This is a genomic window from Oribacterium parvum ACB1, assembly GCF_000238055.2.
GTDB lineage: Bacteria > Bacillota > Clostridia > Lachnospirales > Lachnospiraceae > Oribacterium > Oribacterium parvum.
On sequence record NZ_KE148312.1, the window covers coordinates 1,183,309 to 1,206,868 of the forward strand.

A 23,560-nucleotide genomic window follows, 5' to 3' on the forward strand; every position below is an offset into this window, starting at 1 on the left:
TTCCGTAAAGTTAATTTGACAGCCCCTTTCTTTTTGTTTATAGTCTCTGTGGTTAAAAGTCTGATGAGATGATGAAGAAAGCTGTTTTTGAGCTGAGAGGCTACAGTGCGAAGCGATAGAACAGGAATTTTTTAAAATAGACGCCTGAAAAGAGCAAAGTTTTCAGAAAGAGGACAAAATGTTTGAGAATTTAGAAGAAGTAAAAAAGCACTATGAGGAAATCATGGAGAATCTCACGATTCCCGAGGTGGTTTCCGATATCAACCAATATAAGAAGCTGATTTTAGAGCAGAGTAACTTAGAGCCCGTTTATAAAGCCTATATCGCTTTCCGAAAGGCGGAGGAAAGCGAGAAAGATGCCCTTTTAATTTTGGATAATGAAAAGGACAAGGACTTAATCGAGATGGCGAAGGAAGAGCTTTCCACGGCGAAAGAAGATCAGGAGCGCCTTACGAAGGAAATTCAGCTCCTATTGCTCCCGAAGGATGAAAATGACGACAAGAATATCGTTATGGAAATCCGCGGAGGTGCCGGCGGAGAAGAGGCGGCTCTTTTTGCAGGCTCTTTATACAGAATGTATACCAGCTATGCGGAAAAAAGAGGCTGGAAAACGGAGCTCGTTTCCTTTAATGAAACGGGACTTGGCGGACTGAAGGAAGTCGTATTTATCGTAAACGGACAGGGAGCATACTCGAGACTCAAATACGAGTCCGGCGTACATCGCGTACAGAGAGTTCCGGAAACGGAGAGCGGCGGAAGAATTCATACCTCGACTGCAACGGTGGCCGTTATGCCGGAAGTGGAAGATGTGGAGGTGGAAATCAATCCTGCCGATGTCAAGATGGAGGTTTTCCGTTCTTCCGGTGCCGGCGGACAGCACATCAATAAAACCTCATCTGCAGTGCGCCTTATCCATGTTCCTACCGGAATGGTTGCGGAGTGTCAGGAAGAGCGTTCTCAGGTACAAAACAGAGAAAAAGCAATGCGTCTTCTTCGTGCAAGACTCTATGAGATTGAGCTGGAGAAGCAGCAGAAGGAAAATGCGGAAGAAAAGCGCTCGCAGCTCGGAACCGGAGATCGTTCGGAGAAGATTCGTACCTATAACTTCCCGCAGGGAAGAGTAACGGATCATCGCATTAAACTTACCCTTTACAATATGGACGCCGTTTTGGGCGGTGACCTGGACCTTGTGATTGATCCTCTCATTACCGAAGATCAGGCGGAGAAGCTGGCAAGACTGGAAGAGAATGCATAAAGCCGAAAAGGGGTTCAAATGAGCGGAACGGAAAGAAACGAGAAGTTCCCGGAGAATGCTTGCGGTAAATGTGCAAGAAAGCCTTACAAATGTATGGAGATTCCTGTGAAAGCCTTGCAAGGAAAGAAATAAGGGATAGAATCAAATAGAAATATATCTATTTATGAAATGGAAAGTTAAACCAAAATCCAAATAGAGTTAAAGCAGAGGGAAAATGGAAAAGAGAGACTATTCAGATCTGAGAACACGCGGACGAAAGAGAGCAAGAAGGGAGGGACGGAGTATCCTTCCTTTCTTTCTTATCTTATTTGCTTTTTTATTGGCGATTGCCGGTTTTGGTGCATATTACTATGTGAAAAAATATATGCCGACGAAGGAAAGAGCAGACTTAAACAGCTATTTTTCCGTCTCGGGAGATAACGTAGAGATATATCTGAATCATGAGAAGGTAAAGGATGGAGAACAGCTGACACTGGGCAGGATGCGGGACGGAGAAGTGTATCTACCCTATGGCTTTGTAGTGAAGAACCTCAATATCCGCTTTTACTATGACGATACGGAGAAGAACCTTCGCTATGCGCTTCCGGATAAGCTCCTTCTTTTTACCGACGGAGAAAAGGGGGAGGACGGGAAAGTGGATTTCTTTACCGAGGGAAAGAGCATTTTCATAAGTCTGTCTCTTATTGAAAAGCATACTGCGGTTTTAAATCGCAGCTATACGGATACGGAGCATAAGCGTGTATTTTTGGAAAATGAATTTAAGCCTGCCACAGTAGCAAGCCTTAAGAAAAAAGAGGCGGTTCGTGTGCAAGGTGGGGTTAAAAGTCCGATCCTTACCGATTTGGAAGAGGGAGCTAAGGTGATTATCCTCGAAAAAATGGAGAAGTGGTCCAAGGTGGAGACGGAGGACGGCTTTATCGGTTATCTTCGAAACAGTCGTCTCAATGAGCCCACAAGCGAGGAACGCAGCAGCGATTTTAAGGACCCGGAGTACAGTCATAAAAATCTGGGTGAAGGGACTTATCCGGTGCTTGCTTTCCACCAGATTACCAATGCGGAGTCCAACCAAGGCTTACAGACACTTCTTCCCAATGCGTCAGGGGTCAATATCCTGGCTCCCACTTGGTATGTGATGAAGGATGAAGAAGGAAATTTAACTTCCTATAGCGATGCTAGTTATGTGGAGCTTGCCCATAGTACGGGAAGAAAAGTATTTGCCACAGTAAACAACTTTGATGCCGGAAAAATCAATCTGAAGACGCTGCTTTCCAATGGAACGAAGCGAACAAAGCTCATTGACGCTTTGATTTCGGATATGAAGGGAAAAGGCATTGACGGAATCAATGTGGATATTGAGCTTCTTCCGGAGAAAGCGGCACGGGATTATCTTCAGTTTATGCGGGAGCTTTCCATTGCCTGCAGAAAGAATGACCTATATTTAAGTGTGGATTGCTATGTTCCTTTCCCCTATAACGCTTACTACAATATTAAAGAATTGGGAACAATCTGCGACTATGTTGTAATTATGTGCTATGACGAGCACTATGCAGGCTCGGAAGAAGCCGGTTCGGTATCTTCTCTTTCCTATGTGAGCCGTGGAATCGAAGAGACTGCGGCAGTAATGGACAAGGACAGAATCATCATTGCCCTTCCCTTCTATACGAGAGTCTGGATTACCGATAAGTCCGGAAAGCTCCGCTCCGAGGCGCTCTCCATTAAGGCGGCGAAAGAGTGGATTACGGAGAAAAATGTTTCTCTTGAATGGCTCAGTGACATCGGTCAGAACTATGGAAGTATTCAGGACGGCGACGAGAAGAAAGAAATCTGGATGGAAGATGAGAAATCCATGGAAGAGAAGATGAAGCTTCTTCATGAAAATGGTATTCACGGCGTTGCGGCATGGAAGCTGGGACAGGAGCCGGAGGGATTTTGGTCTATCCTTACAGGGGAATAGTAATGGAAACAAGGATATTTTCGAACAAGGATATCGAGGAAGCGGCGCGGATTCTGAAGACAGGCGGGCTAGTGGCTTTTCCGACGGAGACAGTTTACGGTCTTGGAGGAAATGGGCTGGATAAGGAAGCTGCACGAAAAATCTATGCGGCGAAGGGGCGTCCCTCGGACAACCCCTTGATTCTTCATGTTTCAAAAATGGAAGAAGTGATTCCTCTTGTGGAGAGTGTTCCGGAGAAGGCGAAGCTCCTTATGGACAGCTTCTGGCCCGGACCGCTCACACTCATTTTAAAAAAATCGGCAATAGTCCCCTTGGAAAGCACGGGGGGCTTAGATACCGTGGCACTCCGCTGCCCGGACAATGCTCTGACTTTAGAGCTGATAGAAAAGGCAGGGCTTCCTATAGCGGGACCTTCTGCGAACCTTTCCGGAAGTCCGAGTCCGACAGAGGCTTCTCATGTGTACCATGACCTTGCGGGAAGAATCGAAGGCATACTCGATGACGGGGCAGTCGGCATCGGAGTAGAGTCCACTATTTTGGATATGAGTACGGAAAGACCCACTCTTTTAAGACCGGGAGCAATTACTTTGGAGGATCTTACAGAGGTACTCGGAGAGAAGCCGGACATAGATCCTACCTTACTCGGAAAGAGCATGGAAGACGGTTTTGTACCGAAGGCACCGGGAATGAAGTATCGCCATTATGCTCCGAAAGCAGAGATGATTTTGTTTCGCACTTTAGAGCATAAGGGCGCGGAAAGTAAGGTTAGAGAAAGTATGGCAAAGTACCTTGAAGAGGAGAGGGGGGATTCTTTTCAAAAAAAGATAGCCATTCTTTGCGCGGAAGAAACAAAACCCCTCTATCAGGAGATGGCAGAAAAGAAAAACATCAGACTGAAGATTCTTGGAAGGCGAGAGGATCCTTTATCCATGACACACAATCTTTTTCGGATTTTGCGGGAATGCGATGAAGAAGGGATTAATCTGATTCTTTCAGAAAGCTATCCGGAAGAGGGTGTGGGATTTGCTTTGATGAATCGTATGAAAAAAGCGGCAGGACAAAAAATTATTCTGATAAAATAAACAAAAAACTTTTAAATAGTTCATTTTAACTTAGAGTATATGTAAAAATCAATAGCCTATTCAAAAAACTTTTATAGCAAAATCCTCTAGAAAGTCGTAATTCATAGGAGTAGAATAATAAAAAAGAATGTAGATTGGCGACCTACAGAAAGAGGTGCCTATGAAAATGAAGAAGGAGGATAGAAACATTCATTTGAAGGAACAAATGATGTTTTCAGAGCTGTTAGACCGACTGGAAGAAAGACAAGACAGATTACATATAGATTATGACGAGGAGGAAGGGGCAGCTGAGGGGTTTGGCAGCCTCTTTTCTGACTTGCAGGAAGATATAACACTTTGTGAAGAAGATTGCCCCGAAAAACGGAGTCCCAGCTTCGACCCGAGTGCTTTGCCAAGAGAAGGGGAGTTGCTAATCGAAGGGGAGAGACTCTGTCTTCTTGCGATTTCCGAAAAAGATTGTAGGGGGTACTTGGAGGTGGAGTATGACTCCTCCTTTATCAAAGAAGCATTTACGGATGAAAGCTTTTTAGAGAAAGTTTGGGAGAGCTTCTTTCAGAAAAATAAAGCCTACTATAGTATTTTTGATCTAAACAGTGTCTTTTTAGGATATTGCGGAATTCGAAATCTCCAGGCAAAGCCTTGGGAACTGTCAATTGCATTAAAAAGAGAGTATCAGGGACAGGGAATCGGACCGGAGAGTTTACAGCTGTTGATGAAGGCTCTAAAGCGGCGAACAGGAGAGAGGATATTCCGCGGAAGAGTTGATGCGGATAATGAATCTTCCATCAGCATGATGCGGAAAATAGGGGCAAAGGCGCACGGCATCAGTGAAGTCTTTCTTCGCGGAGAACGTCTTGCCGCCTATGAAAAAAAGAATAAGTATCTGGTGGACGATCGTTTAAAGGAACTTGCAAAAGAATTTAAAGTGGAACCGCAGGAGCTAATCGGTCATGCCTTAGACTTCTGGATTGAGTTGCCTGCATAAAAATGAGGATATAAAATAAAGGGGCTGTAAAAAATTAAAATGATAAATAAATTTTCAGCAATATAGGTCTGAACTTGGGCACGCTCTCGCTAGCTTCGCCTGACTGAGCATGGGCTCGGTAGCCCATTGCTCACTTTGCTTCACAAAGCAACTTCCTTCGGAAGTTGGTCTTGTACAGGACAACTTTTCTGATGAAAAGTTTGTCCTTACGTAACGGATACTAAGCGAAAAACTGCGTTTCTCTTGTTTTTCGCAAGTACCGACGGGCTCAGACTACCCCGCATTCAGACCTATATTGCTTAGAAAAATATTTTGATTTTTTACAGCCCCTTTTTTAATTCATAACGAGATATCGCGCAAAACCTGCGGTATCTCGTTATTTTTTCACAAAAAACAAGGTCGGATTTTGTTATAAATACGAATACTTATCAATTCTGTAAATATGCTATACTTAGAAAATCAAAGTGTAAATTTTCTTTGGAAATCAAGCCTTTTTTAAAGTGAAGAAGGGAAGCCGTCTTTGGGGAACTTGTTTTTTAGAAGAATATTGAAGCTTAGACAGACTATGTATAGGAGGCTTAAGAAATGGAACAGGAAAACAGAATTGCCGTAATGGCGATTATTGTGGAAAATCGGGATTCCGTGGAGGAGTTAAATACGCTTCTTCATGAATACGGAAACTATATCGTGGGAAGAATGGGTTTACCTTACGAGAAGAAAAATCTGCATATCGTATCGATTGCCTTGGATGCTCCCAATGATACCATTTCCGCACTTGCTGGAAAAATCGGAAACATTTCCGGTATCAGCGTGAAAACGGCCTATGCCAGTGTGTAGAGAGAGCTTTTCTCCGGCGCTTTTTCCGTCTGAGGGTGAGGAAGGATATATTCCGTATTCAGAAGAAAAGGGGAAAAGTATTTCCGAACTCTTGCATCTTCTTTCTGAAAAGCATCAACTCAGTCTTTCCGCCTATGAGAAGATTCTTCAGGAGAGGACGGAGGAAGATGAAGAACTCGCAAGAAGCCTTGCGAAGGAATGCACGGAGAAGCATTACGGAAATGGAGTATATACACGAGGACTCATTGAGCTAACGAATTACTGTAAGAACAATTGCTACTACTGCGGAATTCAAAGGGAAAATGCGGAGGTGGAGCGGTATCGTCTTTTTAAAGAGGAGATTCTTTCCTGCTGTGAGGAGGGCTATCGCCTCGGATTTCGGACCTTTGTAATGCAGGGAGGAGAGGATCCTTATTTTACGGATGAGCGTATTGTGGACATTGTTACGGCAATTCGAGAAGCATACCCTGACTGTGCGATAACCCTTTCTATCGGGGAAAAGTCCAGAGAGTCCTATGAGAAATACTATAAGGCGGGGGTGAATCGCTATCTGCTTCGTCACGAAACCGCGGATGAAGAACATTATCAGTACCTCCATCCAAAGGAGTTAAGCTGGAAGAGAAGGATGCGTTGCTTGCAGGATTTAAAGGAAATCGGTTTTCAGGTGGGCTGCGGCTTCATGGTAGGCTCTCCTCATCAGACGGTAAAGACCTTGGCGAAGGACCTCTACTTTATCCAGGAATTTCAGCCGGATATGTGCGGAATCGGACCATTTATCCCGCAGCACGCAACAAGATTTGCAAAGGAGAAGGCGGGAAGTCTTAGAGAGACCTTATTTCTTTTAGCACTTCTTCGGCTCATTAAGCCTAATCTCCTTCTTCCGGCAACAACGGCCCTCGGCACGATTGATGAGCATGGAAGGGAGCTGGGGATTCTTTCCGGGGCCAATGTGCTCATGCCGAATCTCTCACCGACAGAAGTCAGGAAGAAATATCTCCTTTACGACAATAAAATCTGTACGGGAGATGAGTCTGCACAGTGCAGAGCGGACTTAGAGAAGAAAATGAAAGCAATCGGAGCGGAACTTTTAGTGGATAGGGGGGATGCGAAAAAAGAGAAAGAGAGCGAAATAGAATAAAAAGTAAAAAGAGCAACAAAAAGTAAAAGGAACAATAAAAAGTAAATGAGCAACAGACCGCCTTGCTGTGAGCGAGAGAAACAAAAGCAAGTGCAGAAACAAATTATAATATTAAAACAGTCTATTTATTTTATCTGAACGGAATGGTTCTTTTTTGAATAAAAGTCGAAGGGAATACTTCTTTTTTCGTTAGAAGGATTTACTGCGACAATGAGGGAAAGAGAGGAATTGTGGCAGATTTCCTCATTAAATTCAAAAAGATCTTCGGACCGAAAGAAGGGAGCATCATGAACTACAATCCAAAATCTTTAAAAGCGGAAGAATTCATTTCCCATGAGGAAATTCTGGAGACTCTTCGTTTTGCAGACGAAAAGAAGAACGACAGAGCCTATATCGAATCGATCTTAGAAAAAGCAAAACCCATTTACAATCCAAACGGAAGCTTACACTGCGGAGGACTGAATCATAGAGAAGCCTCTGTCCTTTTAGCCTGTGAAATTCCGGATTTGAATGAAAAAATGATCAAACTTGCGGAAGAAATCAAGCTGGCCTTTTACGGAAATCGTATCGTGCTTTTCGCTCCGCTCTACCTTTCCAACTACTGTGTAAACGGCTGTACCTATTGCCCATATCACGCGAAAAACAAGACGATTGCAAGAAGGAAGCTTACGCAGGAGGAAATCAGAAAGGAAGTCATTGCTCTACAGGATATGGGGCATAAGAGACTCGCTCTGGAAGCGGGAGAGGATCCGGTACATAATCCGATTGAATATATTTTAGAGAGTATCAAGACCATTTACAGCATCCACCATAAGAACGGAGACATTCGCAGAGTCAATGTCAATATTGCCGCGACCACGGTGGAAAACTATAGAAAGTTAAAGGAAGCAGGAATCGGAACCTATATTCTTTTCCAAGAGACCTATCATAAGAAAGCCTATGAGGAGCTTCACCCGACCGGCCCGAAGCACGACTACTGTTATCACACGGAAGCGATGGACAGAGCCATGGAAGGCGGTATCGACGATGTGGGAATCGGCGTGCTCTTCGGCCTCGACAAATATCGCTATGAATTTGCAGGACTCCTCATGCACGCGGAGCACTTGGAGGCGGTGCACGGGGTAGGACCGCATACCATTTCCGTGCCGAGACTGAAGAAGGCGGACGACATCGATCCGACTCAGTTTGATAACGGAATTGATGACGAGATTTTTTCGAAGATTATTGCGTGCATTCGTATTGCCGTACCCTATACCGGTATGATTATTTCCACAAGAGAGTCCGAAGAAGTGCGAAAAAAAGCACTTTCTATGGGGATTTCTCAGATTTCCGGTGCGTCCAGAACCTCGGTGGGCGGCTACACGGATGAGGAAAGACCGCATGATACAGAGCAGTTTGATGTTTCCGATCAAAGAACCCTCGATGAGGTGGTCCAGTGGCTTATGGACCTTGGCTACATCCCCTCTTTCTGCACTGCCTGCTATAGAGAGGGAAGAACCGGGGACCGCTTTATGGCACTTTGTAAGTCAGGACAGATTCAAAACTGCTGTCACCCGAATGCTTTAATGACCTTGGCAGAGTACCTGACCGACTATGCAAGTCCCGAAACCAGAAAAAGCGGAGAAGAGCTGATCAAAGAGGAACTGACTACAATTCCGAACGAAAAGCGAATGAGAATTGCAGGGGAACATATCGAGAGTATCTATCAGTCCAACAAAAGGGATTTCTATTTCTAGTTTCATATATGAAAATTGGAAGTAGATGATTTTCTGTTATTTTGTGATTGCCGTATGGGGACAATCTGAGCCCGTGGGTTCTTAGTTTTTGGTATTGTAAAAACTTAGAACCCCTACGTGGCGAGGTTAGCGAGAGCGTGTCCCCATATGGCAATGCAAAATGAAGAAAGTTTAACTCCATTATCTTCACTTTAAGGAGGAACTATGAGCTTACAGGATACACCGCAAAGTGAGCGTATTCATATCGGCTTCTTCGGAAGGAGGAATGCAGGGAAATCGAGCTTGATCAATGCTATTGCAGGGCAGAGAGTTTCCCTCGTTTCCAAGACCCTCGGAACAACGACTGACCCGGTCAGAAAATCCATGGAAATATTGCCCCTTGGCCCCGTAGTTCTTATTGATACTCCGGGAATCGATGACGAAGGAAGTCTTGGGAAAATGCGTGTTTCTCGCAGTAAAGAGGTAATTCGTGAGACGGATATCGCGTTGCTTGTTTTGTCTGCGAAGGTTTTTATAGAGGAAAATGCCGGGGTTTTTCAAAGGGGACTTGAAAAGGAGAAGTCTCCTTCTGTTTTTACTCATAGTAAAGTTTCAGAGCAAAAAAAACAGAGTCTTACAAAGGCGAAAAGCGGAAAGGAGCTGATTCCTGAAACGGAACGGCTCCTTTTGGAAGTTTTTAAAGAGGAACATATCCCTGTGATGCTGATTTTCAGTCAAGCAGACAGATTAAGCGAAACGGAGAGGGAAGTGCTGGAAGAAGCACTGGAAACCTTAGAACAGAAAAAGGGAGAATACGGCATCCAAAGTATAAAGCTTATCTCCGGTCTGTTTTCGGAGGGAAGAGGTGATTTTACCGGAACCGGAGGAGATAAGGGGAGTGAATGCAGAGAATATACTTCCGGAAGCGAAGAAAGCAAGGAGAGCGAAGTCGATAAGCGAAGTAAAGGCATTGAAGAAATCAAAACTGCTTTGGCAGAGTTTCTTCCTAAAACGGAAGAAAGAAGACTTTTTTCCGGCCTTGTGGAAGCAGGAGACTTCATTGTTCTTGTGACACCGATTGATGAGTCTGCACCGAAGGGGAGACTTATTTTACCTGAGCAGATGGCAATCCGAGATCTTCTCGATTACCATGCCATCCCGATAGTTACGCAAGTAGAGGAATTAAAAGCCGTTATGGAAAGCCTCGGAAACAAAGTGAAGCTTGTGGTAACGGATTCGCAGGTCTTTAAAGAAGTGGAAAGCATCCTTAAGAAGAATATCCCGTTAACTTCCTTTTCTATTCTTATGGCAAGATATAAGGGCTTTCTGGATTATGCAATGGAAGGCTGTGCGACTTTGGATTCGTTGGAAGAAGGGGATAAGATCTATATTGCGGAAGGTTGCACCCATCACAGACAGTGCGGAGATATCGGTACGGTGAAGCTTCCGAGAATGATTGAGAAATACAGCGGAAAAACTCTTGACTTTGTTTTTACAGGAGGAAAGGGCTTTCTCTCTGAAGAAAAACGCCAAGGAATCAGGCTGATGATTCATTGTGGTGCTTGTATGCTGAGTGAAAGAGAAGTACAATCTCGGTACCGGGATTTTCTGGATAGGGAGATTCCCATCTGCAATTATGGACTTGCTATGGCAAAGATGACGGGGATTTTGGACCGAGCGGTTATGATGCTGTAAGAGGAAGAATGAAATAAGAACAGGATAGGAACAGCGTAGAAATAGGATAACAACACTATAAGAACAGGATAAGACGAAGGAAGGACTTTTCATGGTGCGTTTGATACATACAGCGGATTTGCATTTGGATTCTGCATTTTCTTCCCGCTTTTCGAAGGAAGAGGCGGAGGAGAGGAGGCAGAACTTACTTATGGCTTGGAACAGGCTCCTTTCTTATGGTATAGAGAAAAAGGTACAGGCTGTTTTGATAGCGGGTGACTTATTTGACAGTGCAGTAGTATCCCGCTCTACGATGGAGATTTTTCTTTCTTCAATTAGGCGGAATCCCGATATTTCCTTCTTCTATTTAAGAGGGAATCATGACACGGAAAATACTTTTCGCTTTCAGGAAAACCTGCCGAAGAATCTCTTTCTTTTTTCAAAGGGAGGGAAGAAATATCGCTTAAATGAGAAGTTGATTTTGGCAGGAAAAGAGTATTACGGAAGTACGGAAAGAAACAAAGACGGTTTTTCGGGGCAGTCCTTTTGGGATTTCAAGGAAGAGGACTGCAATCTTTTCATGCTGCATGGGGAGCTTACCGAGTCGGACATACGATATCCTTTAGATTCTGATTCCGGTATAGGGTTCGGAAGCGAAGGAAGGACTAAACAGGATAGAAATGCCCAGACAGATAGAAAAGTACAGCAGGGCAGAGATACATGGGGAGACAGAGAAGAGCAGCAGGATAAGGATGCGGAAAACGAGGTGCAGGACAATGCAGGAATCTCCTTAAAAGCACTTTCCCGCTACCCTGTTCATTACCTTGCTCTTGGGCATATCCATAAAAGGGGAGAAGGACAGTTTGGCAGCATACGGTATGCATATCCCGGTTGTCTGCAGGGAAGAGGCTTTGATGAAGAGGGAGAGAAGGGATTTTTCTATCTGGAGGTAAATGAAGAAACGAAGGAAATCCAAACGGAATTTATTCCCATAAAAGAGGGGGAGTTCCGGATTTTAGAGTTGGAGCTTTGTGAAGAAGACGACAGCCTCTCCGCCTTGGAAAAGATAGAAGAAAAAATAAAGGAAGAGGCTTGTACGGAGAAAGACAGCCTAAGGATTCTCTTAAAGGGGGAAAAGAGTCCCGAGGGAGAACGAAATCTTCGCTATCTGGAGAGAGCACTTTCTGAGAGATTCTCTTATGTAGAAGTCAAGGAAGAAAGTCGGCTTGTGCTTCGAAAAGAAGATTATATCCATGAAAAGAGCTTAAAGGGTGAGTTTTTACGCATGGTCAGTGATAGCGAAAGCTTGAGTGAAGAGGAAAAGGAAAAGATTATTTTGCTCGGAATCGGGCTTTTACAGGGAGAAGAATTATGATTATCCAATCTTGTCATATAGCACAATTTGGAAAGTGGAAGGAGAAGAACTTCGACTTTTCGGAGGGCTTAAATCCTTTCCTTTGGGAAAATGGAGAAGGGAAGACTACCCTTATGCATTTCTTTCACATCCTATTTTACGGATTATCCGGCGAGAGAAAGCAGGATGTTTCCGAAAATGAGAGGAAGCATTACATGCCGTTTCAAGGCGGAAGCTTCGGCGGGAATATCCATTTTCAGAAAAATGGCAAGAATTATATCCTGGAGAGGAGCTTTGGACTTAGAAAGGCGGAGGACAGCTTTCGCCTCTTGGAGGAAAACGGGAAGGATAGCCATGATTTTACGGAAAATATAGGAGAAGAGCTGTTTTCCCTGGATAGTGAAGCCTTTCAAAGGGTTTGCATGATCAGCCATGAGGACCTTTCCCTTCACTTTAATTCAACCGTACATGCAAAGCTTGGAAATGTTTCCGATGATGACGAAGATATGAAGAAGTTCCAGAAGGTGCAGGATACTTTAAAAGATGCCATCAATGCACTTTCCCCGAATCGACGAACCGGTGCCATTTTTAAGAAGAAAATGGAAGAGGAGAGTCTTGGTATAGGACTCTTCCAAAAGAAGGAAGAGGAGGAACGGGCGCTTGCTTTAGAAACAGAAGTGCTTCGTCTGGAAGAAGAGAGCAGAAAGAAGGAAGAAGAGGAAGAAAAGCTGGCAGAAGAAGTCCGGAAGGGCATTCTGGAAAAGGAGAGCCTTGGAAAAAGAGTGGAGTACAAGAAACTTTCGGAAGAGTTGGAAAAGGCCCGTTTCCGCTATGAAAATGCAAAAAAATGGTATTATCAGGAGCGATACGAGGATTTAAGCTCTTTAGAGCGGGACAATCTTTGGAAGGAGGAGATGCAGGAGCTCAGAGAGAAGATTGCTTTACTAAAGAAGGAGGCCGAACAGCCTGTTGAGTCTGTTCTTCCGGAAGTAGAGGAAGAGAAAGAGAAGAGAAATCCGCTTCCCTTCCTTCTGCTTTTTATTGCAGGACTTTTTCTCCTTCTTTTTGTTCTTAAAATTGCAGGTCTCCCTCTTCCGCTTCCCGGAAGTCTTTCTCTTTTGATTGCGCTGCTTTTGTCCTGCATTGCTTTTGCCGTTTTTTACGGAGAGAAGGAGAAAAAACAGCGGGCCGTAGGAAAGAGGAGTTTGGAAGAAGAGAAAAGACGAAAGACGGAGTCCCTTAGAATTCTATCTTTGGAAGAGTTGCTTACCCGTTTCCATAAGCTGGAGGATATGCTTTCCTTGGAAAAGGAAGAGAAAGAAAGAAAAGAAGAGTTGGCTGCTTTTATGGAAAAAGAAGGAGAAATAAAGGAAATCTCCGAGGAAGAGTATGTTTCCCTGGAAGAGAGTCAGAAACAGCTTGATGCAGTAAGAAAAGAGCAGGAGTTCTTACGGGACAGAATCAGGGAGAAGCGAGAGGAAAGGGAAGATCGGGTGGAAAGCCTGAAAGCCCTGTCCGAGCAGGAAAGAAGACTTTTAGCTACAAGAGAGGAAAGAATTGCAATGGAGGAGCGGATTCACATCCTCCAGGCATGCAAAGAATACATGGAGAAGGCAAAGGAAGCTTTTTCTTCCGAGTATAGAGGGCCAATCCTTGAGGGCTTTGTTCACTACTTCCATGCACTATGCGGAGTGGAGCAGGAATTTGCCATTACGGATGAGCTGGAAATTGAGTTTATAGAAAGGGGAATCCGTAGGAATCTGGCGTATTTTAGTGAGGGCTTACAGGATCTCTGTCGTTTTGCTTTAAAGCTCGCTGTTTTTGATGCTATGTTCCCGGGAGAAAAGCCGGTCCTCTTCCTGGATGATCCCTTCAGTCATTTTGATGATGAAAAAGGAAAGAAAGGTCTTGCTTTACTGCAGGAGCTTGCAAAGGATAGACAGATTTTCTACTTTACCTGTTCTTCTATGCGTGCAGTAAACTAAAAAACAATACATTTCAATAGAAGAAGGGGCTGTAAAAAAATCAAAATAATTTTCTAAGCAATATTGGTCTGAACTTGGGGCACGCTCTCGCTAGCTTCGCCTCGTAACGGATACTAAGCGAAAAACTGCGTTTCTCTTGTTTTTCGCAAGTACCGACGGGCTCAGACTACCCCCGCATTCAGACCTATATTGCAAGGAATATCTTAATTATTTTGATTTTTTTACAGCCCCTTTTTTGTATGAAAAAAGTGATTTTAGCAGACTTCATCAGGCTTTCGTTCCCTCAAAAATAATCATTCGATAAGATAAAACTGCCTTATATATTAAAAAATAATACCGATATACATACATGAGGTAGTATTTTAATATATTTCCCCTGCAGAAAATAGAGGATGAAAAGCAGGAGAAAAAGGAACGGTAAAGCCGAGAACTGCGGTTGGAAAGCATTTACATCTGCAGGAAGGCAGGGTTTAGCAGCATAAAGAAAGAGGTGAGGGAGAAGGATGAAAAAAAGAATGAAAAAATGGCTGGGTTGCGCAGCAGCGGCAATCATGGTCATCGCCATGGGAGCGACGGGCTTTGCGAGAGACTTTGATACAGACCAGAACCTTAGTTTTTTTGGAGGTTCAGGAACTGCAAACGTCGGTGTACACTCGACCGGTCAAGCTTTGGGAAACACGGTATCCTTTGATAAGGTGATTTTGGTGGAAGATGGAGGAACGGAAGCTGTAGATGAACCCTATGTTAAATGGAAATATACGATTCGTCCGGTAAAAGACGACGGTACAGTAGACACCATTAATGCCGGTCTCGCTCCGGATGTTGCGGCGACCTACAAAAAGGGGACAACTACGATTTCGGACGGAACCAATACAATCCTTGTAGAGCCCGGACAAGCGGCACAGATTACAGGCGGTACGGAGAAGACGGCGGAGTTTAAGGCGGATACCTATAATATTCCTACCGCTGTGATTACAGCACCGGATGTACAGACCTTTACCAAGACGGTCAGCTTCAGCTTTGACACTACGCAATTTACAAAACCGGGAGTATATCGCTTCGTTATTACAGAGAGTGATCCGGAGGGAGCCAATAAGACCGATGTGGAAGATATTGGCGGAAAAGGAGATAATGGAGCAGGCGAAACAGATGTTCCTTATCAAAGAGAGCGTTTTTTGGATGTTTATGTCAGATCAAAAGATAACGCAGGAGTCATAACGTATGAAATTTATGGTTACGTAATGCATAGCGGAGATACGGATAAGGATCATAATGCAACCGGAAATAAGTGGGCACAGCACAAGAACTCCGGTTTTGACGGCGGTAAACAAAAAGGAAATGGTAAGCTTACTCCACAGGGTTATACAAGGTATATCCCGAGAAAGGTTAAGATTAAAAAGAAAATTTCCGGTTTGGTACCGACGGATACACTTTTCCCCTTTACGATTCAACTATTGCACGGCGCAACACAGACCGTTGCAGGAAATGACAACAAAGATATGCAAATTAAGGTAAAGTATCCGGGATTCACTGCGACAGCTCCCAATACTTATGAGATTATGACCATTGATCAATTTAACGCAGCGGTGCGGAATTTGAAGCATGATGAAGAGGTGGAAATCATCGGTTTACCGAAGAGCACTACAGTGGTTGTAAAGGAGCAGAACAAGAACTTTGTCGGTGCGGTAAAGTCAGATTTGACCGGCTATAAGTCCGTTGATTTGATTGATGCGAATAAGGATACCACCATTACGGTGCCGACCAAGGTTTTAAAGCCGGATGCTACTTCTACAGACCCGGATTCTTTCTCCGCTGAAGTAACCAGACAGTTGACTGCGAATGATTTGGGTCTTCTCTACCACAACCATGTGGATGAGATTACGCCGACCGGTGTAGTCCTTACGGTAGTGCCGTATGCCATGATGATTTTTGTATCCATTAGTATGGCGTTTATGTTCCTTACTAAGAGAAAAGAAGAATAACAAGGGAGGCGGAAGATGAACATTGGCGTTATTGCCGCGAAAGTCGGGGACAAAGTAATCGTCATTTTTGCGGTAATACTCATGGTTCTTCTGATGAGCTACGGAAGCTTCTCCCTTTGGTATACCTATATGACCATGCAGGAGGGCTTTCTGAACAATGAACTGATGGCGTTAAAGCCCTTCGCAGATAAGGATGGAAGCTTAAGCTTCCAAGATCTCCTTATGATAAATGAAGATGTTCGGGCTTGGATTACCATTGACGATACCCATATTGACTACCCTATGGTACAGGGGGAGAACGATATGGAATATGTCAATAAAGATGTAATGGGGAACTTTTCCCTTTCCGGTTCCATTTTTATGAGCTACCGGAACAAGCCCGATTTTTCCGACCCCTATATCCTGACATACGGACACCACATGGATAGTGGAGGGATGTACGGAGATGTAATGCAGTTCATTGAACCGGAATATTTCGAAGCGCATCGGACAGGAAGCCTGATATTACCGGACAAGATAAGGAAGTTGGAGATTTTTGCGTGTTTTGAGGGGGATGCCTATGACCCCTACATCTACAATGTTTTGGATAAGGATGGCAATATGGGAGGATTTCTGGGATATATCCGGAAAAATGCCCAACAGTATAGAGAGATTAATATAAAGGATACAGATCAGATTATCAGCTTATCCACTTGTGTCTCTGCTTCCACCAATGGACGAATGGTGGTATTTGCCCGTATCAATCCATAGAAAGAGAGGGAAAATATGGGGAGGGGAAAACGAATCGTTTGCCTAATTGTGTTTGCCCTGATGATTTCTTTGAGGCTGGTCTTTTCCTCAAAAGCGGGAGAAAGTGCCTTCGGCACACTTCCACCGGTGAAAGTGGAGATTCCCTTTAGTGTGGAACTGCTTGGAGATGATACTCCCGTTACGGATTTTCGTGTCTATATGGAGCCCTCTGTTGAGAGTCCCAACGCAACTTTGCCGGAACCCTACTATCTGGATATTCGAAGTGAATCGAGAAGGGAAGATCGCAGCTTCGGAAAAATGTTGTTTTATAGCCCGGGACGATATTTTTATAAGATTAAGCAGGAACAGAAAAATTATGAGGGCTTTCACTATGACAGAACGGTCTATGACTTGGAGATAGAAGTGCTGGAAGCGGATATGGATGCCAAAGGAAATGCAGTTTCTCCTTACCTTTATGCAATTGTTCACGGGAAGAAGGAAGGGGAAAATAAAGAAACGGAGTATTTTACCTTTATAAACTCCTATAAGGCGACGAAGACGGAAAAGTCTTTGGCTCTTTCCGAAAAAGGACTTCCTCCATCCAATCAGCTGTCTGCGCCTCATACAAAAAAAAGAGAGGTACTGGGGGCAGAGCGAGGAATGGTCGGAAAATTACAGGGAGTGATTCCCAAAGCTCTACGACTAGCAAGGAAAATGGCGACTAGCGATGAAAGCAGTATGATGCTTTACGGACTTGCAACGCTTTTTACGACGGGAAGTCTTCTCCTTTGGCTTTACAAAGTTAAGAAGCACAAAGAGGAGATGAAAGAAGAGCTTAAGAAAGAAAAGGAAGACTGAGAGAATACGTAAGAAAACGAAGACTAAGAGATTAAGTAAGAAAACGAGTAAGAAAACACATAAGAGAATACGTAAGCAGAATAAGTTAGAGGATAAGGAAAAGAATAATTAACTTAATAAGGTCATTTCCATAGCCCGGTAGAAAACGATAGTTCGTTAGAGAGAGGGAAGGTGGGAATCCGGAAACCGCTGTTTTTAAGTGCATGCTCGGATGAGCGTAAGGGATGCATGAAGAGACTGCGGTTTTTTAGTGGAGAAAAGCTTGTCCGATTATGAAGTATAGGCAAGACAGGGATTATCGTGTAAAATAAGATGAAATCTACAGATGGTTTTTTAAGGCTAAGATTGTTATACTAGAAAGGTCTGATGAAATGAAACTGGCACTGATTGTGAATCAAAAAAAAGAGGATGCGGAGAGTTTTCAGAATATTATTTTGCAGAATCTTGCGGAGAGAAAGATTCATCCGGAGCTGTTTTTAAATAAAAATTTTCAAAGGGATGATTTTACAAATACCGATTGCATCATTACTCTTGGAGGAGACGGTACGATTTTACATACGGCGGGAGTGCTGGAAGGGATGGAAGTGCCTATTTTGGGCATCAATACCGGGCACCTCGGCTATTTGACCGAGATTCGGAAGAGAAGAGAAATAGACGGTGCAATTACAAGACTTTTGGCAGGAGACTATGTTGAGGACCGGAGGTCCATGCTACGAGGGAAGATCGTTCGGGAGGGAAAAGAGATTTTTTCCCGTCTTGCTTTGAATGAAATTCTGTTTTCCAGAGTCAGAGGGGTCAGTATTCATCATTTTCAGGTGTTTTGCGACGGTATGGAGCTGGTTCGATATTCTTCGGATGGAATCATTATTTCCACCCCCACCGGATCGACTGCTTACAATTTATCTGCGGGAGGCCCTATTATTTCTCCGGAAGCACAAGTCTATATCATGAATCCCATCTGTGCCCACAGCTTTAACAACAGAGCGGTGGTTTTGGATGATCGTCGTGTGCTGGAGATTATCATGGAAAAAGGAGATCAGGTCCTTTCCTTTGATGGGGAAGAGCCTGTGGAACTGTTTTCCAAAGACAAGATCATTATTGAAAAGGCTAAAGAAGAGACGGTGCTGGTGAAGTTTTCGGGAGAAAGCTTTCTGCATACTTTAAGAGAGAAGATGGCATTGGTTTAGAGTGCGTTCAGAAAGGGGAACGATGAAGAAGAGCCGACAGAATGGTATACATTCCCTAAAGACTGCGCTTCATTATAAAAGAAATCCTCAAAAAGGAGGAAGAGCATGCTTGAGCAACTGATGGTGAAGGATTTGGCATTGATTGAGAAATCGCTTGTCGAATTCGGCCCCGGCTTAAATATATTAACGGGAGAAACCGGAGCCGGAAAGTCTATCCTGCTCGGCTCCATTCAGCTTGCCTTGGGGCAGAAGGCGAATAAAGATATGATTCGTCACGGGAAGGAGCAGGCCGTAATCGAGCTTTCCTTTTCGTTAAAGAAGGAAGAGGAGAAGGCACTTGAAGAGCTGGAAGAAGACCTGGAGATTGAAGAGGGGAGCCTTTTCATTCGCAGAAAGATTTCTGAGAAAAAGTCGGATATTCGGGTAAATGACCTTGCCGTAACACTGGGAAAGTTAAAGGAAATCAGCGGGGAACTCCTGGATCTGCACGGCCAGCATGAGCATTACAGCCTTCTTAAGGAAGGAGCACAGCTTGCGATTTTAGATAATTATCTGGAACGAAAGGGAGAAACGATTCTTTCTGCGGTAAAGGCAAGTTACGAAAACTATCGGGAGAAGAAAAAAGCGCTGGAACAGTATCGACTTCCCGATACGGAAAGACTGAGAGAACTGGATTTTCTGAACTTTGAGTTGGAGGAGTTGCAAAATGCGGCTTTAGAAGTCGGAGAAGAGGAGCGGATTGCAAAGGAATACTCCCTTTATGAGAATATGGATCATCTGAAATCTTTGCTTTTACGCGTACAGGACAATCTTTCCGGGATGGATTTTCACGCTCCGGTAAAAGAACTGGAAGAAGCAGTCGGATATGATGATTCTTTACAGAATCTATTGGATACTGCCTACGAGCTGGAAGCGGTAGGAGAAGACTGCTTAAGAGGAGCAGCACATTATCTGGATCATGCAGAAGTGGACGAGGAGAAGTTCCATCTTCTGGGAGAACGTTTGGATACGATTCGTACCGTGATGATGAAGTACGGCGGTTCGGAGGAAAAGGCCTTAAAGGCGATGACGGAAAAGGAAGAGCGGAAACGTTTTCTGGAAGACTATGAGATAGAACGGGAAAAGGCGGAGAAGGAATTGCGTTTTTCTTTTGAAGAGCTGGAAAAGAAGGCGGAAGCCCTGTCCGAAGTAAGGCAAAAGGTTGGAAAAGAGTTGGAAAAGCTCATCCAAAAAGAAATGCAGGATATGGGATTTCTGGATACACAATTTGCCTTTCAGTTTCAAAAAAAGAAGGAGATTACGGAAAAGGGCTTTGATGAGGTAGAATGTTTCGTCAGTTTGAACCCGGGAGAGCCGCTTAGGGCGCTTCGAGAAGTGGGAAGTGGAGGGGAGCTTTCTCGTATTATGCTTTCCATTAAGACCGTTTTGGCTGATACGGATGCGGTTCCGACTCTTATCTTTGACGAGATTGATACCGGTATTTCCGGAAGAACGGCGGAAAAGGTGGGGGAGAAGCTGCAAAAGATAGCAGCAAAGCACCAGGTTATCTTGATTACACATCTGCCGCAGATTGCAGCGAAGGCGGACAGGCATTTTCTCATTGAAAAAAATGTAGTGGACGGAAAGACGAAAACAGAGATTCACGCACTGTCGGAAGAGGAGTCTGTTGAGGAGCTTGCAAGGCTTTTAGGGGGGGAGGATCTGACTGAGGAAGCTCTCCAGAATGCAAGAAGCTTGAAGAAGAAAGCAGAACGGAAATAATGCGAAGGAGTTCAAGATGAAAAATATACTATTTTTGGCGTCGGAAGCGGTTCCCTTTATTAAGACCGGTGGTCTTGCGGATGTGGTGGGTTCTCTTCCCAGAGAGGTAGACAAGAACTATTTTGATGCCCGAATCATGATTCCCAAGTATATGTGTATGAAGGAAGATGACCGGAACAATCTGCAGTATGTAACGCACTTTTACATGGACTATATGGGACAATCCCGTTATGTCGGGGTGTTGAAGAAGGAAGTGGACGGGGTTCTTTACTACTTTATAGACAATGAATATTATTTTGCCGGAAACAAGCCTTATGGAAACTGGTACTGGGATCTGGAAAAGTTCTGCTTTTTCTGTTATGCCGCTCTTTCCGCTTTGCCGCTTTTGAATTTTCATCCGGATGTAATTCATTGCCATGATTGGCAGACGGGATTGGTACCGGTTCTTTTAAAGGATCGTTTTGCGGGAGGGGAGTTCTTCCGTTCTATTCGCTCTGTTTTTACAATTCACAATCTGCGCTTTCAGGGAACTTGGGACAAGAAGACGATACAGCGTTTTACAGAGCTTTCCGACTACTATTTTACTCCGGATAAGCTCGAATTTAAGAAGGATGCCAATCTCTTAAAAGGCGGTCTTGTTTATGCGGATGCCATCACAACGGTAAGTAGGACCTATGCGAAGGAAATCCAGACCGCGTTCTATGGAGAAGGGCTGGAGGGGCTTTTACAGGCAAGAGACCATGACCTTCGCGGTATTGTAAACGGAATTGATTACAATGCATGGAATCCGAAGAGAGACCCTTACCTTGCTTATCCGTATGATAAGGTAAGCGTGCATAAGGAAAAGGGAAAGAACAAGCGGGATTTGCAGGAGAGTCTTGGACTTGCCGTAGATGATGAGACGATGCTGATTTCCATGGTAACGAGACTTACGGACCAAAAGGGCTTGGATCTTGTGGAGCGTGTTTTTGATGAGCTTTGTCAGGATAGAGTACAGTTTGTGATTTTGGGAACCGGAGATGAGCATTATGAGAACCTCTTCCGCTACTTTGCATGGAAGTATCCCGATCGGGTCTCCGCACAGATTTATTATTCGGAGGAAATCAGTCACAAGATTTATGCCGGCAGTGATGCCTTCCTGATGCCTTCGCTTTTTGAGCCTTGCGGACTTTCTCAGTTGATTTCACTGCGCTATGGAACGATTCCTATCGTAAGAGAGACGGGGGGACTATGTGATACGGTAGAGCCCTTTAATGAATATGAGAAGAAAGGTACGGGCTTCTCTTTCTCCAATTACAACGCACATGAAATGATGGCGTGTGTACGATATGCGGAGCGTATTTACTATGACGATAAGAAGTCCTGGAGAGGACTTGTGAGTCGAGCAATGAAGGCGGACTTCTCATGGAAGAGCTCCGCATTACAGTATCAGGAACTCTATGACTGGCTCGTAGAGTGGAGATAAGGCTTGGTACTTAGTATTACTTTGTGATTTTGCCCCTGACGGAAGAAAAGTGGAACAGGCGGAATAAATCGTGATTCCGCTAAATAGAAAGGGATAGAGAGAAAGCGAAACATGGGCTTTTTCATGGAACAGTTGTTATCAAATTATTTACTGATGTCGGCACTTGTTTCCTGGTTTGTGGCGCAGCTTATTAAAACAGCTATTGATGCCTATTTCAATAAAGGAATAAACTGGGAAAGAATGACCGGATCCGGCGGGATGCCTTCCAGCCATTCTTCGACGGTTGTTGCTTTGGCTACCGCTGCCGGTGTATCTTATGGTGTAGACAGTGCTATTTTTGCAGTGGCACTGATCTTTGCTATTGTAGTTATGTATGATGCGACAGGAGTGAGGCGAGAGACGGGAAAGCAGGCCGTGATTTTAAACCGGCTTTTATTGGATAATCCTTTCTCCTGGACCGGAAAAGAGTTTGAAAAGAAGCTGAAGGAGTACGTCGGACACAGCCCTTTACAGGTTTTAATGGGGGCTATTTTGGGACTTATGATAGCACTCATAATGGGATATTTATATGAATTTATTTTTATTTAAAGAGGGAAGAAGGAGAGTCGGATTTCGTTCTTATCTCTTTTTCGTATTGCTTTTTTCCGTCTTGTTTTTCAACTCCTGTAAAGGAATTGCCATAAGCGGGAAGACGGAAAATGTACCGGGCTACAGCAAGGCGGAAGCCATGCTGGTTCTCGGATCGGAAAGAAACCGTTACCAAAATATCATGGGGCCGGAAGTTTGGAATATTCCAATTACGGGACAGCTGGAAAAAACTTATGGAGCCTATTTTATTGATAAAACCAAAGAATTTCTGCAGGATATCCGTACCTTAAATCTCCTTGCGGAGGAAAAGGGAATCCAGCCCAACAGTACGGAGATGGAAGGGATACGAAAGGCGGCAAATAAGTTCTACACCTCCCTGTCCGAGGAAGATAAGGTCTTTTTCGGAGATTGTACGGAAAAGGATGTAGTGGATATGTATACCGCTTATTTTACGGCGGAAAAAACGGTGGACGCACTTCTTTCCAAGGTAGATACGGAGCTGAGTGCGGCGGAATCCAAGGTAATCCGGATAGAGCAGATTGTCGTAAGTGATGAAGAGACGGCCAGAGATCTCTTGGAAAAGGTGAGAACAAGCGGAGCAAACTTCACCTACTATGCAAGACAGTATTCGGAGGATCCGGAGTTTCAAAAGCAACTTTCCTTCGGAGAAAAGGAAGATAAAGTCTATGAAACGGCATTTTCCTTGAACAATAATGAAATTTCCGACATTGTTTCGGAAAACGGCAAGTTTTATATCATTAAATGTTTGGATTCCTATGATGAAGAGGCGACGAAGGATAGAAAAGAAAGACTGGAGCAATCCATTCGAGTGTTGCGCTTTAATGAAAGCTATGATGCATATCAGAAAGAGCATATTGTGCGTTTCAGAGAGCCTTTCTGGAAGACAATCGACTTGCACGCCGGAGAAGGCAGCACGGCGGACTTCTTCTTTTCCGTGTATCAGGAGTATGTGAAGATAGATAAATAGAAAGAAGAAATAAAAAGGGGCTG

18 protein-coding genes are annotated in these 23,560 nt (G+C 44.1%); all 18 read left to right on the plus strand.

The window, feature by feature from the left end:
* Positions 1-178 precede the first annotated feature (178 nt).
* The 18 genes from prfA to HMPREF9625_RS05495 all read left to right on the plus strand — a co-directional run bounded on the left by prfA (position 179) and on the right by HMPREF9625_RS05495 (position 23,537).
* Positions 179-1,255, plus strand: a complete 1,077-nt coding sequence (gene prfA, locus HMPREF9625_RS05410) for a peptide chain release factor 1 (RefSeq protein WP_009534924.1) — start codon at positions 179-181, stop codon at positions 1,253-1,255.
* 214 nt (positions 1,256-1,469) lie between these two features.
* Positions 1,470-3,209: a glycosyl hydrolase family 18 protein gene (locus HMPREF9625_RS05415; protein ID WP_009534923.1), complete on the plus strand. Its 1,740-nt coding sequence runs from the start codon at positions 1,470-1,472 to the stop codon at positions 3,207-3,209.
* A gap of 2 nt (positions 3,210-3,211) precedes the next feature.
* On the plus strand, positions 3,212-4,291 hold the full coding sequence (locus HMPREF9625_RS05420; RefSeq protein WP_009538421.1) for an L-threonylcarbamoyladenylate synthase: 1,080 nt from the start codon (positions 3,212-3,214) through the stop codon (positions 4,289-4,291).
* Between the two features lie 160 nt (positions 4,292-4,451).
* Complete coding sequence (locus HMPREF9625_RS05425) at positions 4,452-5,276, plus strand: GNAT family N-acetyltransferase (RefSeq protein ID WP_009534921.1); 825 nt, start codon at positions 4,452-4,454, stop codon at positions 5,274-5,276.
* Between the two features lie 585 nt (positions 5,277-5,861).
* On the plus strand, positions 5,862-6,113 hold the full coding sequence (locus tag HMPREF9625_RS05430; protein WP_009534920.1) for a TM1266 family iron-only hydrogenase system putative regulator: 252 nt from the start codon (positions 5,862-5,864) through the stop codon (positions 6,111-6,113).
* Entirely contained in the window at positions 6,100-7,251 is a 1,152-nt protein-coding gene (hydE, locus tag HMPREF9625_RS05435) for a [FeFe] hydrogenase H-cluster radical SAM maturase HydE (protein WP_009534919.1), read from the plus strand. The genes HMPREF9625_RS05430 and hydE overlap by 14 nt, the downstream gene beginning before the upstream one ends.
* A gap of 287 nt (positions 7,252-7,538) precedes the next feature.
* Positions 7,539-8,987, plus strand: a complete 1,449-nt coding sequence (hydG, locus tag HMPREF9625_RS05440) for a [FeFe] hydrogenase H-cluster radical SAM maturase HydG (protein WP_009534918.1) — start codon at positions 7,539-7,541, stop codon at positions 8,985-8,987.
* Between the two features lie 204 nt (positions 8,988-9,191).
* Positions 9,192-10,661: a GTPase gene (locus tag HMPREF9625_RS05445; RefSeq protein ID WP_009534917.1), complete on the plus strand. Its 1,470-nt coding sequence runs from the start codon at positions 9,192-9,194 to the stop codon at positions 10,659-10,661.
* Between the two features lie 91 nt (positions 10,662-10,752).
* A complete protein-coding gene (locus HMPREF9625_RS05450; protein ID WP_009534916.1) occupies positions 10,753-12,015 on the plus strand; it encodes a metallophosphoesterase family protein in 1,263 nt (420 codons plus the stop codon).
* On the plus strand, positions 12,012-13,979 hold the full coding sequence (locus tag HMPREF9625_RS05455; RefSeq protein ID WP_009534915.1) for an ATP-binding protein: 1,968 nt from the start codon (positions 12,012-12,014) through the stop codon (positions 13,977-13,979). Before HMPREF9625_RS05450 ends, HMPREF9625_RS05455 begins: the two co-directional genes overlap by 4 nt.
* 503 nt (positions 13,980-14,482) lie before the next feature.
* Complete coding sequence (locus HMPREF9625_RS05460) at positions 14,483-15,961, plus strand: hypothetical protein (RefSeq protein ID WP_009534914.1); 1,479 nt, start codon at positions 14,483-14,485, stop codon at positions 15,959-15,961.
* A 15-nt stretch (positions 15,962-15,976) separates the two neighbouring features.
* A complete protein-coding gene (gene srtB, locus HMPREF9625_RS05465) occupies positions 15,977-16,711 on the plus strand; it encodes a class B sortase (RefSeq protein WP_009534913.1) in 735 nt (244 codons plus the stop codon).
* A gap of 15 nt (positions 16,712-16,726) precedes the next feature.
* Positions 16,727-17,548: a sortase B protein-sorting domain-containing protein gene (locus HMPREF9625_RS05470; RefSeq protein WP_009534912.1), complete on the plus strand. Its 822-nt coding sequence runs from the start codon at positions 16,727-16,729 to the stop codon at positions 17,546-17,548.
* Positions 17,549-17,919: 371 nt separating this feature from the next.
* Positions 17,920-18,735 (plus strand): NAD(+)/NADH kinase, encoded by an 816-nt coding sequence (locus tag HMPREF9625_RS05475; RefSeq protein ID WP_009534911.1) that lies wholly within the window; start codon positions 17,920-17,922, stop codon positions 18,733-18,735.
* A 105-nt stretch (positions 18,736-18,840) separates the two neighbouring features.
* Positions 18,841-20,496 (plus strand): DNA repair protein RecN, encoded by a 1,656-nt coding sequence (recN, locus tag HMPREF9625_RS05480; protein WP_009534910.1) that lies wholly within the window; start codon positions 18,841-18,843, stop codon positions 20,494-20,496.
* A 16-nt stretch (positions 20,497-20,512) separates the two neighbouring features.
* A complete protein-coding gene (gene glgA / locus HMPREF9625_RS05485; RefSeq protein ID WP_009534909.1) occupies positions 20,513-21,961 on the plus strand; it encodes a glycogen synthase GlgA in 1,449 nt (482 codons plus the stop codon).
* 111 nt (positions 21,962-22,072) lie between these two features.
* Positions 22,073-22,549, plus strand: a complete 477-nt coding sequence (locus HMPREF9625_RS05490; protein WP_009534908.1) for a divergent PAP2 family protein — start codon at positions 22,073-22,075, stop codon at positions 22,547-22,549.
* The gene (locus HMPREF9625_RS05495) at positions 22,530-23,537 is read left to right on the plus strand and encodes a peptidylprolyl isomerase (protein ID WP_009534907.1); all 1,008 of its coding nucleotides are present in this window, start codon (positions 22,530-22,532) and stop codon (positions 23,535-23,537) included. The genes HMPREF9625_RS05490 and HMPREF9625_RS05495 overlap by 20 nt, the downstream gene beginning before the upstream one ends.
* Positions 23,538-23,560: the final 23 nt, after the last annotated feature.